This is a genomic window from Flavobacterium beibuense (genome assembly GCF_004151245.1).
In the GTDB taxonomy this organism is placed as follows: Bacteria; Bacteroidota; Bacteroidia; order Flavobacteriales; family Flavobacteriaceae; genus Flavobacterium; species Flavobacterium beibuense_A.
The window spans coordinates 24,642-40,483 of record NZ_JUIW01000012.1; the positions used below are offsets into that span (position 1 = coordinate 24,642).

Annotated in this window: 18 protein-coding genes; 2 read left to right on the forward strand and 16 right to left on the reverse strand. The window is 36.4% G+C overall.

Annotated elements, in window-relative coordinates:
• Positions 1-6: 6 nt before the first annotated feature.
• Positions 7-348: a gliding motility protein GldC gene (gene gldC, locus NU09_RS15745; protein WP_129752268.1), complete on the reverse strand. Its 342-nt coding sequence runs from the start codon at positions 346-348 to the stop codon at positions 7-9.
• The gene (gene gldB / locus NU09_RS15750; RefSeq protein ID WP_129752269.1) at positions 348-1,310 is read right to left on the reverse strand and encodes a gliding motility lipoprotein GldB; all 963 of its coding nucleotides are present in this window, start codon (positions 1,308-1,310) and stop codon (positions 348-350) included. The genes gldC and gldB overlap by 1 nt, the downstream gene beginning before the upstream one ends.
• A gap of 96 nt (positions 1,311-1,406) precedes the next feature.
• On the opposite strand from gldB, the gene nadE reads away from it, so the two are divergent.
• Complete coding sequence (nadE, locus tag NU09_RS15755; protein WP_129752270.1) at positions 1,407-2,210, forward strand: NAD(+) synthase; 804 nt, start codon at positions 1,407-1,409, stop codon at positions 2,208-2,210.
• Between the two features lie 86 nt (positions 2,211-2,296).
• Complete coding sequence (locus NU09_RS15760; protein ID WP_129752271.1) at positions 2,297-2,926, forward strand: response regulator transcription factor; 630 nt, start codon at positions 2,297-2,299, stop codon at positions 2,924-2,926.
• 116 nt (positions 2,927-3,042) lie between these two features.
• Here the strand turns inward: NU09_RS15760 and dnaG are convergent, their stop codons facing one another.
• From dnaG to rlmN, 14 genes are all read right to left on the reverse strand, one after another.
• A complete protein-coding gene (dnaG, locus tag NU09_RS15765) occupies positions 3,043-5,022 on the reverse strand; it encodes a DNA primase (protein WP_129752272.1) in 1,980 nt (659 codons plus the stop codon).
• 74 nt (positions 5,023-5,096) lie between these two features.
• Positions 5,097-6,518 (reverse strand): SDR family oxidoreductase, encoded by a 1,422-nt coding sequence (locus NU09_RS15770; RefSeq protein WP_129752273.1) that lies wholly within the window; start codon positions 6,516-6,518, stop codon positions 5,097-5,099.
• 96 nt (positions 6,519-6,614) lie between these two features.
• Entirely contained in the window at positions 6,615-7,112 is a 498-nt protein-coding gene (locus NU09_RS15775) for a hypothetical protein (RefSeq protein ID WP_129752274.1), read from the reverse strand.
• 49 nt (positions 7,113-7,161) lie between these two features.
• Entirely contained in the window at positions 7,162-7,824 is a 663-nt protein-coding gene (locus NU09_RS15780; RefSeq protein ID WP_129752275.1) for a response regulator transcription factor, read from the reverse strand.
• The gene (locus NU09_RS15785; protein WP_129752276.1) at positions 7,817-8,587 is read right to left on the reverse strand and encodes a sensor histidine kinase; all 771 of its coding nucleotides are present in this window, start codon (positions 8,585-8,587) and stop codon (positions 7,817-7,819) included. Before NU09_RS15785 ends, NU09_RS15780 begins: the two co-directional genes overlap by 8 nt.
• An 86-nt stretch (positions 8,588-8,673) precedes the next feature.
• Positions 8,674-9,327 carry a hypothetical protein gene (locus tag NU09_RS15790; RefSeq protein ID WP_129752277.1) on the reverse strand — a complete coding sequence of 218 codons (654 nt, stop codon included), beginning with the start codon at positions 9,325-9,327 and terminating at the stop codon, positions 8,674-8,676.
• Complete coding sequence (locus NU09_RS15795) at positions 9,324-9,971, reverse strand: hypothetical protein (RefSeq protein ID WP_129752278.1); 648 nt, start codon at positions 9,969-9,971, stop codon at positions 9,324-9,326. Before NU09_RS15795 ends, NU09_RS15790 begins: the two co-directional genes overlap by 4 nt.
• A gap of 2 nt (positions 9,972-9,973) precedes the next feature.
• Positions 9,974-10,564: a hypothetical protein gene (locus tag NU09_RS15800; RefSeq protein ID WP_129752279.1), complete on the reverse strand. Its 591-nt coding sequence runs from the start codon at positions 10,562-10,564 to the stop codon at positions 9,974-9,976.
• A 120-nt stretch (positions 10,565-10,684) separates the two neighbouring features.
• Positions 10,685-10,999, reverse strand: coding sequence for a hypothetical protein (locus tag NU09_RS15805; protein ID WP_129752280.1), 315 nt, complete (start codon positions 10,997-10,999; stop codon positions 10,685-10,687).
• 191 nt (positions 11,000-11,190) lie between these two features.
• Complete coding sequence (locus tag NU09_RS15810) at positions 11,191-12,228, reverse strand: hypothetical protein (RefSeq protein WP_129752281.1); 1,038 nt, start codon at positions 12,226-12,228, stop codon at positions 11,191-11,193.
• A gap of 32 nt (positions 12,229-12,260) precedes the next feature.
• Complete coding sequence (locus NU09_RS15815) at positions 12,261-12,950, reverse strand: hypothetical protein (RefSeq protein ID WP_129752282.1); 690 nt, start codon at positions 12,948-12,950, stop codon at positions 12,261-12,263.
• Positions 12,937-13,497: an RNA polymerase sigma factor gene (locus tag NU09_RS15820; protein WP_129752283.1), complete on the reverse strand. Its 561-nt coding sequence runs from the start codon at positions 13,495-13,497 to the stop codon at positions 12,937-12,939. Before NU09_RS15820 ends, NU09_RS15815 begins: the two co-directional genes overlap by 14 nt.
• Before the next feature lie 149 nt (positions 13,498-13,646).
• The gene (locus tag NU09_RS15825) at positions 13,647-14,624 is read right to left on the reverse strand and encodes a polyprenyl synthetase family protein (protein ID WP_129752284.1); all 978 of its coding nucleotides are present in this window, start codon (positions 14,622-14,624) and stop codon (positions 13,647-13,649) included.
• Positions 14,625-14,718: 94 nt separating this feature from the next.
• Positions 14,719-15,771, reverse strand: coding sequence for a 23S rRNA (adenine(2503)-C(2))-methyltransferase RlmN (gene rlmN, locus NU09_RS15830; protein WP_129752285.1), 1,053 nt, complete (start codon positions 15,769-15,771; stop codon positions 14,719-14,721).
• Positions 15,772-15,842 lie beyond the last annotated feature (71 nt).

Genomic DNA, 15,842 nt, shown 5'->3' on the forward strand with positions numbered 1-15,842 from the left:
CTATAATTAGTCTTTTTTAAGTTCCAGCTTTTCGGCAAAATAATCGCAGAAATCCCTCATGGTTTCACTCATTTTCTTATCTCCCGTTGCACGCTCAAAAGTATGCGACATAGACACTAAAGTCTGGTGAAAGAAAACCTTCATTTCATCAACAGGCATATCTTTGGTCCAAAGATCGATACGCATGCTCTCCTGGTTATTATTATCCCATACAGAAAGCATCATCGCTTTAGACTCCTGATTGGCAACACCACCGTCACGCGCAGTCCAGTATAGTGTTTCAGGCACCCTGTTTTCATCAAGCTCAACGTTTATTTTTATTTCAGATTTAAGTGTATTCTTAGACATTATTTTTTGGGTTTGTATTTAGAATTATCAAATATTGTTTTGGCGTCTGTTTCCAAAAGCTGCTGCAAAGTTACATCTTTATTATTTTCCATGTACGACCTTACAATCTGCCAGCCTATCCACACACCAAGCCTACCAGGAGACTCATTATCAAGTTCTAGATAAAACTTAGAAAAAGGCGCCGGATTCACAAAACGGTCTGCAAGTTTGGCATTAGTATCAAACAAAACTTTATTCTCTACAAAATAACGCCATATCTCCGACTCGTTTTCTTCAGCCCATGCTTCCTGCTCTTCAGTATATCCCATCTTTGCAGCATCTGTAGTATTTGGTATCAGCAAATCTTTTAAGTAAAGTTCCTTACCGAAATAAGTTATAATAGAAAGAAATGTCCTATCCTTTGGTACTGCGATATAGTTTGTAGCAAAAGACGAAACCACATCCGGCACTATCTGGTTAGGCTCAAAAGTCTGCACCTGATAGCTCGGCAAGCCGTCGTACAATTTATTATCCTTACCTAAATACAGGTTAATAGGTATAGCAACTACTTCCGGCGAGTAAACAGCCCTTTGGTTTTCATCATCGGATATTATTGTGAATACTTCCGGCACATTGGTATCAGGAAAATAATATTTCATGTGTTGGAAAAGCGAATGCATATCATCCTGTAAAGCATTCATATTAGGAAACACTTTATCTGTTTCCTCCTTTAGCTGACGCATAAAAGGATCATTCATATTACTAACCCAAATAGAATCGGGGAAATTTTGAGGAAAAAAGAAAGGATAAGCCTGTTTCAGCTTTGGCAAATCTTCAGGCTTACTATTGTAAAACACATCATCAAATCGTACTATCTTAACCTCTCCCACATCAACACCGGCAATAGCAGCCTCTGCTTCATTTTTATCTTTACATGAAACTAAAAGCAACGGAAAAAGTAAAAACAGGAAATATTTCTTCATAATTTGTCTTTGTATTAAAGTCCCGGTTTGGGATTATTTACTTTTATAAATTATTTTTGTGCAAATATACATTACTAAACCAAATACTGAGTAATCATGGCAACCCATAAATTTAAAACCGAAACTGTTAACGAATATATTGTAAACTGGCTGCGTGACTATGCAGCTAACGCAAAAGTTAAGGGTTTTGTTGTGGGAATATCCGGCGGTATCGACTCAGCAGTTACCTCAACACTATGTGCACAAACCGGACTGCCTACCCTTTGTGTTGAAATGCCAATTCACCAGGCAAAAAGCCAGGTAAGCAGAGGCAGGGAGCACATACAGCAGCTAAAGGAACGTTTTGATAATGTATCTTCGGCAGAGGCCGACCTGACACCGGTTTTTGAAACTTTTAGAAAAGAGGTTCCTGAGACTGAGAATCAGTACCTGCAGGATTTGACCCTTGCTAACACAAGGGCGCGATTAAGAATGACTACTCTTTATTACTTTGCGGGTATAAACAGTGCGCTGGTTGCAGGCACAGGAAACAAGGTTGAGGACTTTGGCGTGGGCTTCTTTACAAAATACGGCGATGGTGGTGTAGACCTAAGCCCTATTGCCGATTTAATGAAATCGGAAGTACGTGAACTGGCCAGATACCTTAAGGTTCCGCAAAGCATTATTACCGCAAAACCTACCGATGGCCTCTTTGGTGATGACCGAAGTGACGAGGATCAGTTAGGGGCAAGTTATGACGAACTGGAATGGGCAATGCGCCAAGTCGAAAAAGGAAGAAAGCATGACGAGTTTGAAGGAAGGGAAAAAGAAGTTTTTAACATTTATTTAAGACTCAATTCCATAAACCAGCATAAAATGAACCCAATACCGGTTTGTGAAATTCCGCCAAATTTGAAATAAAATTCTTTCATTCACAATACTTTAAGATTTTAATAAGATTTTAATTGCTAACTTTACTGTAGGTTTTAACTCAAAAAATAGCAATTATGATTAAACTATGCTTAGCGGATAATCATCCTGTAGTACACTATGGAATGAAAGCGTACTTTAGCGAAAATCCGGAAATCAGCTTTGCAGGGGTGGTAAACAATCTTGACGGCCTCATGGACGTATTAAAAAAGAAGACTGTTGATGCCGCCATTATTGACCTGGAGTTAGACGGACTAACGAGTATAAGCTCGGTAAAATCTCTCGTAAAAGATTATCCCGAAACCAAGATTATAATTTTTACTAATCTTGCTGAGCAAATATATGCCCCTAATGCCTTAAAAGCCGGTGTTTCTGCCTACGTGCATAAAAACGCCAGGATGGAAGACCTTGAAAATGCCATTAAAAGAGTTGTTAAGGGAGAAGTTGTTTTCAGCGAACTGGTAAAGAAAAATCTTGCGCTTCTTAATAAAGGAAAAAAATCGGAAAGGCTCTACAGAAAACTCTCTTCCCGTGAAATTGAAGTACTTCGTTATCTTAGCGAAGGAAAAAAGAATAAAGAGATTGCAAAGCTGCTTGACCTGAACGAAAAAACGATAAGCACCTACAAACTGAGACTGCTTACAAAACTGCACGTTACTAATCTGGTAGACTTAGTAAACAAAGCTAAAACCCTGGAAATAGTTTAACCCCCACTAAAACATATTTACAAAGGACCCACATTACTACACCCACCCACAAACCACCTTATAACATATAGAAATAAAAAAGGCAACTATAAAAAGCTGCCCTGATATTGTATTACCTATGTGGTACGTATTCGTTCAATACGTTTAAGTACGTTTCTGTTAAGTTCGGTGTAATCCATTATATCCTGCATAACATCTCTGTTGTCTGCCTCAGGTTCCGGCTTTACCTGCGCCATAAGCTCATGAATAAGTTTTTTGATAAGTCGGGACCTTAAATCAAAAATAATCTGTGTCACGTGTTCCTCTACAGTCATATCTTTCATCTTAACGGGTATTTGCTGCTTATCTTCCCATCCGCTAAGGAGATATTTATCATCTTCCATATAAATATCTGACACCAGCCCCTGCAAATCAACCGAGAAATTGTTTATAAAGTTTTCCTGTTTGATTTCCTTATTAAGATATATCTCAATCATCTGCTTTAAAAGCGCACTAAAGGTAGGCTGAGTAAATTCAATTTCATCTTCCTGCAGATTCAAGTAAATCCATTCATACACTTTACAGGCCTGTACTTCGGTAAAAGTGGCCTCCTCTCCATACTCATCGAACTTAGTATATATGTTCTTAAATTCGCACTCCATATCGCCATAAAGCTGAAGCGCTTTTACAATTTCATATTCTATACCCGAAAGATCATCTGCACTTTGTTTTATTTCCGGCATTTCCTCAACCACAGGCTGCATTGCTTTTGCCTTTTGCTCCTCTTTCTGCTTTTTACCGGCATCAGTAATATCCTTTTGCACTAACTGAGCCAGTGTACTTACCAGCACCTGCTCTGATATATCCATAATTCGGGAACATTCCTGTATGTATACCTCACGCTGAATCCTATCGGGTATCTTCGAAATACTGGTTACTATATCCCTTATCAGTCCTGCCTTTTTTACCGGATCGTTTTGCGCTTCATCCATAAGTAACGAAGCCTTAAACTGTATAAAGTCTTTAGCGTTACTGCTTAGGTATTCGGTCAGTTCCTCATAAGATGATTTTTTGGCAAAACTATCAGGATCTTCCCCGTCAGGAAAAGTACATACCTTAACATTCATCCCTTCTTCAAGAATAAGATCTATACCCCTGATGGAAGCCCTAAGACCTGCGGCATCGCCGTCAAAAAGCACGGTAATGTTTTTGGTAAGCCTGTTTATAAGACGTATCTGATCGGGTGTTAAGGCAGTTCCTGATGAAGCCACAACGTTTTCTATACCTGCCTGGTTTAGCTGTATAACATCGGTATACCCTTCTACAAGGTAACAATTATCAAGCTTTGCTATAGATTGTTTGGCATGGTAAATACCATACAGTACTTTACTTTTATGGTAAATATCACTTTCCGGAGAGTTAAGGTATTTGGCTACTTTTTTATCGTTAGTCAAAATACGCCCACCGAAACCCAAAACACGGCCCGACATACTTTGTATAGGAAACATAACACGACCACGGAACCTGTCTACATTCCTGCCGTCTTCCCTAACTATCGTTAGTCCGGTTTTATCAAGATATTCCAGTTTATATCCTTTACCCAGGGCTTCTTTACTAAAAGCATCCCATTCTTCAGGAGAATATCCTAATCCGAATTTTTTAATCGTCTCAGAAGTAAATCCTCTTTCCTTAAAGTAAGAATAACCTATAGCCTGCCCTTCATCGGTATTTAATAATGTACTTTGAAAATATTTTTGCGCGAATTCAGAAACCAGGTACATACTCTCCCTTTCATTAGCTTCCTGCTTCTGTTCCTGCGACTGCTCGGTCTCCTCGATTTCTATGTTGTATTTTTTTGCTAGATAACGGATTGCTTCCGGATACGAAAAGTGTTCGTGTTCCATCAAAAAGGCAACTACGTTCCCCCCTTTACCGGAACTAAAATCCTTCCATATCTGCTTCACCGGAGATACCATAAATGAAGGAGACTTCTCGTTACTGAAAGGACTAAGCCCCTTAAAGTTACTACCGGCACGCTTTAGGTTTATAAAATCACCTATAACCTCCTCAAGGCGGGCAGTCTCAAATACAGTATCTATGGTACTTTGTGAAATCAAGGTTTGGTCAAATATTAAAGGGGTGTAAAGTTACAAAGAATTGTAACCAAACTTAAAGATATAAAATATCTTTATTATTCCTTCGCCACCAAGCTGTCTATCATTCCGTTAAAAATGAAATAGTGAAAAGGCAGTACAGAATACCAGTACAATCTGCCCCATAACCCTTTAGGCCTAAAAACAGCGCGCTGCCACAGCTTACCTTTCTCTATCCTGAATTCCAGCCAGGCTTCACCCGGTAATTTCATCTCCGCATAGAGTAAAAGACGTTTCTCTTCTCTGTTGGCAAAAAGTACGCGCCAAAAATCGAGCGCATCGCCCGGTTGTATTTTAGAAGGATGGGTCCTTCCTCTTCGCAATCCTACACCACCAAACATCTTATCCAAAAAGCCACGAGCCTTCCATAAAAAGTCACCGTAATACCATCCCGTATATCCGCCTAAAGCCCATATCCTGTTTAGCACCTCTTCTTCATTCTCAACTTTACGTGATTTTATATCTTTAAAACAACCATATTTGGGAATGGTAATATACTTAGAGATCTTTTCACTAAAACGGCCGCTTATAATAGAGTCTTTCCAACTTGAAAGTATAGCGTCTTCCTCTATTTTTTGGAAAGCTTTCTCCACTGCTTCCCTATACGTTATGGGATGAACATTCAACATCTTACCAAGATTATTAGAACGGCCCACAATGGTTATTTTCATACTATCCACAAGAGATGCTGCAAGCTTAAAAGTAGTGGAAGTGACAAAATACAACCAATAGGATGACAATTTAGGTGTCATTACCGGAAGAGTGATAATATAGCGCTTAAGTCCGCGTACCTCGGCAAAAATGAGAAGCATTTTTTTATAGGTCAGTACTTCGGGACCATATATATCATAATTGTTATTGTAAAGCCTTTCATCTCCCGCTGCTTTAGAAAGGTAACTTAATACGTCTCTTATTGCTATAGGCTGTGTTTTTGTATTAAGCCATTTAGGCGTAACCATAACCGGAAGTTTTTCAACCAAATCCCTTATAATCTCGAACGATGCACTACCACTTCCTACAATAATACCTGCCCTGAAAGCGGTTAAGGCATATTTACCCCCGCCCAGCGCCTGTTCTACCTGTTTTCTGGATCGCAGGTGTTTGGAAAGTACATCTTCATTTACAATACCGCTTAAATATATAACCTGTTTTAATGAAGTATCCTTTACATAACTGATAAAGTTATAGGCACAGGCGAGTTCCTGCTTTTCAAAATCATCTGAAGCCGACATGGAATGCATAAGGTAATAGGCCACATCTATATCTTTAGGAATTTTTACACCTGTAGAATAAACGAGAAAGTCTATCTCTACAAATGTTATGGTGTCCTGATCTTTAAACTGTTCGGGAATTCTGTTAAGATCTCTTACACAACACACCAGATCATGACCTGCTTCCAGCAAAAACGGAATCAATCTTTTCCCAATATAACCTGTGGTACCTGTTACAAGAATTTTCATAGTGTAAGAATAGTTCTTATAAAGTTAGTTACAACTTTATAAAAACACCCCATAAACAGTTGTTATTTAATTACTAAAAAGCAATTTAGGTATGCCCTATTCCGAATCCATAGTATATCCAGAATACCGTTCTTTGAACCAATCTTTCTCTTTTTTAATTTCTGAGGAAGAAAGCTCGGAAATCACATAAAAAGAATTATCCAAAAGCATAAAAAAATCAATATCTTCTTCATGACAGATAGTAATCATTTTAATAAGATTACTGTATTTTGATCCTTTAGCAAAATCAAACCTTACACCATTAATTGTATCACTAGTATTAGCCAGTGTATGAATTAACTCTCTGGCTTCTTTAAACTTGTCTTTATTCCTTTCTTTATCAGCATCAATAATATAAGTGGCATACTTTCTCTCAAAAGGAAGAGGATAACGCCAGTTTTCAACGTCTTTATCCGCCATAGCAAAAACAAGACTTCCGTTAGCCTTAAACATATCCATATTATACATATAAGTACAAACCAAGGCAGGAAGAAGTAAAACTATCGCTCCTAAACCTGTAAAATAACCAAACTTTCTATCTTTTGAATAAAACATAAAGCTGATAATTAGTTACTTAAAGATACAAAAAAGAAATTGCTAAATACTAGCTTAAATCCTCAACATCAAGCAGGTTGTGTTTTAAGGCAAATACTATAACGCCAATAAAATTCTTGGCTCCCACTTTATTGATCATCCTCTGCCTGTGGGTTTCTACAGTGCGCTGATGGATAAAAAGTTCTTCGGCTATTTCAGCAGAGCTTTTTCCCCGGCAGATAAGACGAATAACCTCCTTTTCCCTGTCACTTAAAAAGTCACTGTCGGGCTGCAGTTCGTTTCCTCCCTGCTGAAACAACATAAGATCTTTTAGTACCGATCCCAGTTCAGGACCCAGATAAAAACCGGTAGTATTTAAATTACGGATTGCCAGTTCAAGTTGTTCGGGTTCAGAATTTTTAGTTACAAAACCATGTGCACCACTTTGCATTACGTGCCTTATGGTCTCTTTGCTTGACAGTTGCGATATCATTAATATCTTAATGGTATCGTGCGTATTAAGCACCTTTCCGCAAAGCGTATAGCCATCCATCTCAGGCATCTGAATATCAAGAAGAGCAATATCCACATCCTTGTTCTCTTTAAGAAATGAAAGGAAGTCTTTACCACTATCACTTTCATAAATCACCTCAACCCCCTCCAGAGTGCCTAAAAGGGCTGCAAGGCTTTTCCTGAAAAGCTTATGATCGTCTACAAGAGCTAACTTAAGCATTGTTTACATTTTTTAGTGTTATGGTAAAATGGTTACCCACTTGTTTTTCTTCTTCCTGAACTATTACCCCACCTACAGCATGCAGGCGCGAATTGATATTTTTAAGTCCGCTGGCATTCGGTTTAGCCAGATTCTCCCTAAAATTAAACGGAGTTCCGTCGTCTGTTATATCTATAGTCAGGGCTTCTTTATTTAAAGCTATATTTATATCACATTTAGAAACATTACCATACTTAACCATATTTGTAGTTAACTCCTGCAACACCCTAAAAAGCTGATAAGCTACCGATGCCGGTAACGCCACTGCTCCGTTAGCTGTAACCTCAAAATAAATCTGAGCTTTTGCCCCTATACTTTCAAGATAACCTTTAAGTGCAGGCACAAGCCCTTCTGTTTCTAATAGTGGTGGCATAAGGTTATGCGACACGGCACGTGTATTTTGCAGGGCAGCATCTACCCCTTCGCGAATCTCATCAAAAATCTCCTTGTTTTCCGACTCTTTTTTTGCCAGTACACTCAGGTAATTTTTAATGGCACTTAAATCACCCGAAACTCCGTCATGAAGATCGGCAGCTATACGTGCCCTTTCATTTTTTTCACTTTCAAGACTTACTTTAAGCATGTTTTCGGCTTCCTTACGTTTCATCCTGAAAAAATGCCTCTGATAAGTTACAACAATAAATAACAGCCCAAATGCCAAAAACAGCATTATAGCTGTACCGATATAAAATAAAGATACTACTTCTTCCCCCGTTCCCTTCATAGTGTGTGTATTCTAAGATTACAAAACAGGTAATTGCTTTGTACCCCAAAAATACAATAATAATCGTGTATTTAACACAATTTTAATTACGGCTTTTTCTCAGTTCCTTTCCAAACACCTATTGTTATCATAATATACATAATAATAAGTCCACTAACAAAAACTAACCAATTAGTTTCAGAAAGACCTGTTATTATTTTTAACTGATCATACAATAATGATATAAAAAACCCTCCGGAAAAATAGATTATCAAACCGCTTATAAAATAAAAAGACGGAATTATCCATAATGAAATTATCTCCTTATTAAACAAATCTTTAAACCAAATAAACGATGAAATAAAAACAAAGAGTAATATAGGCACTAAAAGATAAGCCTCTAAAGTCGTATGAATATTATATTCCCAATAGTACAGTATAATTAAAAAGCCAACTATTACAATAAACATAGTTCCTTTAAAAAAGTACATATACCTTAAACCTAATAACTCCCTAAAAAAGTACCAGAGGGCTAAAAACTCCAAAAAGGTATATGCTGTAAACCAATAGGCAGATGGAATTCTCAAAAAACTTGTAAAAATAAGCTCATAAAAAGCACCTATAAATATTAACCACAAATAAGGCTTTATCGCTAGCATTTCGTAATTAAAACAAGGATTAGTTTTTCTAAAGAAAGTTATTGTCAATGGACTAAAAGCTAAAATTGTAGCGATTAAAGGAAGTATCTCTTTTATATTCATTTTTTTTCAGTCCTTTTCCAAACGCCTACTACCATCATAATATGCATTATTATAGCCATTACGACAAAAACCATCCAGTAAGTTCTTGCAAGGTGAGTAACGACTCCTATTTCATAAATTAAAAGGGAAACAAAAACTGCACCTGCAAAATAAAGAATCAAACCACTAATAAAATAAAATGAAGGTATTTTGAACAACGATTGAATGTCTGGTTTTTCAAAAAGTTCTTTAAACCATAAAAACGATGAACTAAAAACAAATAATGAAACAGGAACTGAAAAATAACCATCAAGTTTTTGGCTAATATTCATTTCCCAGTATTTCAGAATAGTTAGAAAACAAAAAAAAGTAATCAGAAAAAAAACTATAAAGAATAACCTGTATCTGTCAATAAACAGTTTTTTAAAAAAGTAGAAAAGGGCTAAAAATTCAAGAAACCCATAGGCTGTAAACCAATATGCAGATGGAATTTTTAAAAGTTTTGTAAACACAAGCTCATAAAAAGCCCCAATAAACATAAGCCATAAATAGGGTTTTACAGCCTGAAACTCTTTTGTAAAGCCTGAATCCGGTTTACGAAAAAATAGTATTATAAGAGGAATCATACTTGTTATTATAGCAGATATGATTAGAAAATCTTTCATCTCTACTTTTTTTCAGTCCCTTTTAAAACTCCAATCAAAAGTAGCATCCTCATTATAAAACCTAACACCAATGTAATAAACCAATACTTACTAATTTCTCCTGATGACTTATAAATAACATCTATTAGTAGAAAATGAAAAACACAGCCGGCAAAATATAATACATTGCCAATTATAAAATAAAAAGAGGGTGATTTTGTTAATGAAACAACTTCTGCTTTTTTAAACAAATCTTTAAACCACAAAAAACTGTAAGTAAAAATAATTATTGTTTCTAAAGCCAAATGATAACCTGCTAAAACCAAGTAATCGTTTAAATTCCAGTATTGCAGACTAAAGAAAAAAAACAAAACAAAGATGCTTATACAGAAACCCATTATTTTTTTATTTATATTCAAAATATTATAAAAAAAATAGGTTAATGCCAAAAACTCAAATAAAGTATAAGCCGTAATAAAATAGGCTGCAGGAAACCTTATTAAACCAGTAACCACCTCTTCATAAACACTAGATAAAAAAAGTAGCCATAAATATGGTTTTATCGCTAATATCTCCTTTTTATGATTTGGCCTAGTTTTTCTTTTATATATCAAATACAATATTATCACCCCAATAATGGGATAACAACTCTCAAAAAAAAGATAAAAAAAAGACAGCATAGGCTTATATCAATAAAAAACAGCCAGAAAATTCCTGACTGCTTTTTTAATTTTTTAAAGTATCAAACCGCTTGCACTATCACATGAATTAGGACATGGTTTTGCCCTATCAAGTATTTTACCATCGGTCATGTCTTTACATTCTGCATTTACTCCTACTAAAACAAGGGTTTCTTCTCCTCTTGTTTTATCTAATGCACGATAAATACGAATACCCATACAGCCTTCCTGAGCCAAAAGCTCCTGAAGTTTCTCTGCTCCTAAATAATAACATTTGTGTGAAGACGGAAAATCGTTTTGAAAATCATGGGCTAATGTTTTTGCCTCGCTAAGGTTGATAAATTCTCCGGTGTGTCTGTCAATTGGCATAACTATTTAAATTTTAGATTTACTATGCAAAACTAACAATAATGGTTTTTATTATTACAATTACGTAAAAATACATTTTAAATTACGGAAAACACGTAACCCTGAACACATTACGAAATTGTTAAGCATAAAAAAAGGTGTCCCTAAAATTGGAAACACCCTTTTTGAAGTACAAAACTAACCCTAATTTTTTAATTAATATCAAATCTTATGCCAAGTGATAAATTGTTTTGATCAACATCATTATTAGCAAAAATTGGCTGCAAATCATACTTTGCATAAAGACTTACCTGTCCGTAACCTACATAAGCACTTAGTCCATAAGTAGTATCGCTAACATTGTATTCTCCTCTTAACCTGTCTTTTACCTGATGTCCGTTAGCATCTTCATATTTAAGAATCTGCTTTTCTTTAACATTTACCCCTACATAGCCACCTATACCTATCTTGAAGCTATCATATATAGGATAATAGGTATGAACGTCGCCAACTTTCTTCTTTGTAAAATCAAACTCCAGGTGTACGGGTATAACAAGATTTACATATCTAAGGCGTGCTACGTCAATGTTTAGCCCGCTATCTGCAAGTACAGTTTTATCTCCGTTTGTTACAAAAATCTTATCGTCATCCGGTCTTAGGTTATTGTACTGTAACGAAAGTCCGTACTTGGCATGTAAAAGATTATTATTTTTTAATAAACGGCTGTTAAAAACAATACCCCATTCATAGAAATCTGATCTCCATTTAAAGTTATCATTGTCCATTTTGCCGTCTACAATCATACGGTTTACACCTAAAGCAAACAGAAACTGAGAAGTGGTTCTCCTGAAGTCAATGCTATGAATGGTATCGTTCTTACAATCAGAATTTTTACCCTTATTATAATAAACATATAAGGCACCATCTCCTCCATCTATATTACCGTCTACCTTGTCCTGAACAAGCTTATCAAGCTTTTCTTTTTCCACCGCCACACGGGTTTCTATATTATTTGCTCGCTTTTCAGCAAGCTCAATTTTTCTCTTATCTGCCTCCTCTTTTGTTATCTCATTCTTTTCTAAGAGTATATTTACAGCTTCTACTTCAATTTTAAGAGAGTCTTTCTCCTCTTTAGAAATATCTTCAATACTGGTAGATATCTCTCTCACCCTGCGCTCAAATATCTGCGCATTTAATTTGGTGGCCATAAGGCATAGTAATGCCATTACATAAAAAGTAATTGTTTTCATGTTTAAATTATTTTAGTATTGGTGTTATGATTTTATTCTCTGTTCCTGTTTACAACAGTAGTTTTTACAACATTGTAGTTTTTAGTTACTGTTTGCCATACTTTACTCCTAAAGTTGTTATCAAGCTCGCCTTCAACTTCCGAAAGTAGAGAGTTTGCACTAACTTTTACTTTAGTTTGCTGAGAGGAACTTATGTTGTTCATAGTTTCGGCTAAAAGTACTTCTGCTTCCTGATCCGGACTCAGGTTTTCAGTAAGTATTTCTGTCTTAACTACACCAACAACGGCAATTGTAGTATTTTGAGGAGCTACTGTGTTTATTACAGGCTCTTGTTTTTTTGCATTTGTTTTCTTTTTTACAGTCGTTTTTTCTATACTCGCTACCGCAGTATTGCTAATTTCGTTAGCATCTTCAAACTCCCTTACCTGTGCATTTGTTACATTTGATTCTTTAAGGTTCTCTTTTTGTTCCGGGGCAGTAACAACTGTATTAGTACTATTATTAATTATCTCTTCTGTTTTTTGCTGATTTAAAAAGAACGTCCCTGCAAGGATAAAACCCAAAAAGCCTGCTGCCACATACATCCATCTGTATTTTGGTGTTTTCTTTTTCTCAGCAACCGAAAGCATGGCATCCAGCCTGTCCCACGCCATTTCCCCTGGCTGAATTGTTCTTTTATTCAGCTTTTCCTTTATCTCTTTTTCCCACTTATTCGGTTCCATTTGAATAATTTTTTTGTTTGTTAATCTTCTCCTGAAGCATCTTTCTTGCATGCGATAGCTGCGATTTGGAAGTACCTTCATTAATCCCCAGCATTTTTGCTATTTCCTGATGCTTGTAGCCTTCTATCACATAAAGGTTAAAAACCATTTTATATCCTTCAGGTAAAGCATCAATCATGCATTGTATATCATCTGCCGAGAGCTGGCTCTCTATAGTATCTGCCGTACTTTCAACATAATACTCATCTTCAAGGAAACTTATTTTTTTCTGTACTCTTAAATAAGAAATACATTCGTTTACCATTATCCTTCTTATCCATCCTTCAAAACTTCCTTTATGCTCAAAGCTTTTAAGATTGGTAAAAACCTTCATAAAAGCCGTTATCATAACATCTTCGGCCTGCTGCAGGTCTTTTATATATTGCCTGCACACCCCCAGCATTTTAGGCGAATACTTAGAATATATCTTATGCTGGGCATGCCTGTTGTTTTGCACTGCCTGCATGATAATTTCCTTTTCTTCCTGATGTAAGGCAATTACTTTCAAAGCTCTGGTTATTTGGTTGTTTATTTAGGTGTGGTTGTTATTTAACCGACTTCTATCAACATAGACGAGAAGCGTTGCAAAATAGTTGCATGAAGGTAGAAAAATTTTTAATTTATTTTTCAATAACCTGAAAAACAATGCATTAAAAATTATATTTTTCTTTCAATAACGTAGTTAACCATTAAGGTAAGTGCATCTTTGTAAGGAGATGAAGGATAATCTGAAAGCAGCATTAGGGCTTCTTGTTGAAATTCTGCCATTCTTTGCTCTGCATAATCAAGGCCTTTATGCTCTTTTACAAAAGCGATAACCTGCTTTACACGCTTTTTATCCTTATTATGGTTTTTAATGGAGTTTATAAGCCACTTTTTCTCTTCCTTAGAACAGGTATTAAGAACATATATAAGCGGTAAAGTCATTTTCTGTTCCTTAATATCTATACCTGTAGGCTTACCAATGGCATCTTCGGTATAATCAAAAAGGTCATCCTTAATCTGGAAAGCCATACCTATCAGCTCTCCAAATTTTCTCATTTTTTCTACGTGCTCACTCTCAGGATCTACAGAACATGCCCCAAGCGAACAGCAGGCTGCAATAAGAGTAGCCGTTTTTTGACGGATGATTTCATAATATATCTCTTCGGTAATATCAAGCCTTCGTGCCTTTTCAATTTGAAGCAGCTCACCTTCACTCATTTCGCGAACAGCTACCGAAATTATCCTTAGCAAATCAAAATCGCCATTATCTATTGACAATAGTAAACCTTTAGACAGCAGGTAATCGCCTACAAGAACCGCTATCTTATTTTTCCATAAAGCATTAATAGAGAAAAAGCCACGGCGTTTGTTACTATCGTCCACAACATCATCATGAACCAGCGTCGCCGTATGGATAAGTTCAATTACCGAAGCCCCCCTGTATGTCCTTTCGTTTACAGTACCGTCGCTAATCATTTTAGCCGTAAGAAAAACAAACATAGGTCGCATTTGTTTACCCTTACGGTTAACTATATAATATGTTATCCTGTTAAGCAGGGCAACTTTAGAAGACATGGATTCATGAAACTTTTTCTCAAAAAGTTCCATTTCCTTTAATATGGGTTGCTTTATCTGTTCGGTGATTTTCATCGCACATCAAAAGTAAACAAAACACCATTAACACCCAACAACATAATTGCAACTTTAATAATTTATAAGACAATTAAAAACAAAAAGCCACAGTTTACACTGCGGCTTCATTCTTATTTGCCAGCTGCCCACAGGCAGCATCTATATCTTTACCACGGCTTCGCCTTACTTTTACTACAATGTTGCTTTTTTCCAATGCGGCAATATAATCATCTATTGCCTGTTGTGGTGCCTGCTGAAATTCACCATCATCAATAGGATTATATTCAATAAGGTTTACTTTGCACGGCACATACTTACAAAACTTAACCAGTGCGTCTATGTCACGTTTGGAATCGTTTATACCTTTCCAAACCACATATTCATAAGTTACACGGCTTTTTGTTTTGCTGTACCAGTATTCCAGCGACTCTCTTAACTCCTTTAAAGGGAAATTTTCACTGAAAGGCATGATTTTGCTCCTCACCTCATCTACCGCAGAGTGCAGCGATACGGCAAGTTTAAACCTTACCTCATCATCGGCAAGCTTTTTTATCATTTTAGGAATACCCGAAGTAGAAACTGTAATTCGTTTTGGCGACATCCCCAAACCTTCAGGGGAGGTAATTTTATCAATAGCCTTAATAACGTTATTATAGTTCATTAAAGGCTCGCCCATACCCATAAATACAATATTAGACAAAGGCCTGTCATGATACAGCCGGCTCTCGTTATCAATAGCCGCAACCTGATCATAAATCTCATCGGGGTTAAGGTTACGCATGCGCTTAAGCCTCGCAGTAGCACAAAAGTTACAGTCCAGGCTACAACCCACCTGACTGGATACACAGGCAGTAGTCCTGGTTTCGGTAGGTATAAGTACTGACTCTACCACTAAGCCATCGTGAAGGCGAACGGCATTTTTAACGGTACCGTCACTACTCTTCTGCATTTGATCTACACGAATATGATTAATTACAAAGTTATCCTCCAGCATTTGCCTTGTAGCCTTAGCCACATTGGTCATATCATCAAAACTGTGTGCGCGTTTACTCCACAGCCATTCATATACCTGATTGCCGCGAAATGCCTTATCTCCATTGGCTACAAAAAAATCACGTAACTGTTCTTTTGTAAGCGCCCTTATATCTTTCTTTTGCGTTTGCATGGCGCAAAGTTAGCAAGTATTAATTAAAAAAATTAGCCCTTAACGAATTAAGGGCTAAAAACTTATTTTTT

Excerpts from the sequence above, each read along its gene's own strand:
- NU09_RS15780 (WP_129752275.1), bottom strand. The coding sequence starts at position 7,824 with ATGCTTAAGTTAGCTCTTGTAGACGATCATAAGCTTTTCAGGAAAAGC.
- NU09_RS15770 (WP_129752273.1), bottom strand. The coding sequence starts at position 6,518 with ATGAAAATTCTTGTAACAGGTACCACAGGTTATATTGGGAAAAGATTG.
- gldB (WP_129752269.1), bottom strand. The coding sequence starts at position 1,310 with ATGAAGAAATATTTCCTGTTTTTACTTTTTCCGTTGCTTTTAGTTTCA.
- NU09_RS15805 (WP_129752280.1), bottom strand. The coding sequence starts at position 10,999 with ATGCCAATTGACAGACACACCGGAGAATTTATCAACCTTAGCGAGGCA.
- NU09_RS15785 (WP_129752276.1), bottom strand. The coding sequence starts at position 8,587 with ATGAAGGGAACGGGGGAAGAAGTAGTATCTTTATTTTATATCGGTACA.
- NU09_RS15795 (WP_129752278.1), bottom strand. The coding sequence starts at position 9,971 with ATGAAAGATTTTCTAATCATATCTGCTATAATAACAAGTATGATTCCT.
- NU09_RS15810 (WP_129752281.1), bottom strand. The coding sequence starts at position 12,228 with ATGAAAACAATTACTTTTTATGTAATGGCATTACTATGCCTTATGGCC.
- NU09_RS15825 (WP_129752284.1), bottom strand. The coding sequence starts at position 14,624 with ATGAAAATCACCGAACAGATAAAGCAACCCATATTAAAGGAAATGGAA.
- NU09_RS15790 (WP_129752277.1), bottom strand. The coding sequence starts at position 9,327 with ATGAATATAAAAGAGATACTTCCTTTAATCGCTACAATTTTAGCTTTT.
- NU09_RS15815 (WP_129752282.1), bottom strand. The coding sequence starts at position 12,950 with ATGGAACCGAATAAGTGGGAAAAAGAGATAAAGGAAAAGCTGAATAAA.
- NU09_RS15760 (WP_129752271.1), top strand. The coding sequence starts at position 2,297 with ATGATTAAACTATGCTTAGCGGATAATCATCCTGTAGTACACTATGGA.
- gldC (WP_129752268.1), bottom strand. The coding sequence starts at position 348 with ATGTCTAAGAATACACTTAAATCTGAAATAAAAATAAACGTTGAGCTT.
- NU09_RS15775 (WP_129752274.1), bottom strand. The coding sequence starts at position 7,112 with ATGTTTTATTCAAAAGATAGAAAGTTTGGTTATTTTACAGGTTTAGGA.
- rlmN (WP_129752285.1), bottom strand. The coding sequence starts at position 15,771 with ATGCAAACGCAAAAGAAAGATATAAGGGCGCTTACAAAAGAACAGTTA.
- nadE (WP_129752270.1), top strand. The coding sequence starts at position 1,407 with ATGGCAACCCATAAATTTAAAACCGAAACTGTTAACGAATATATTGTA.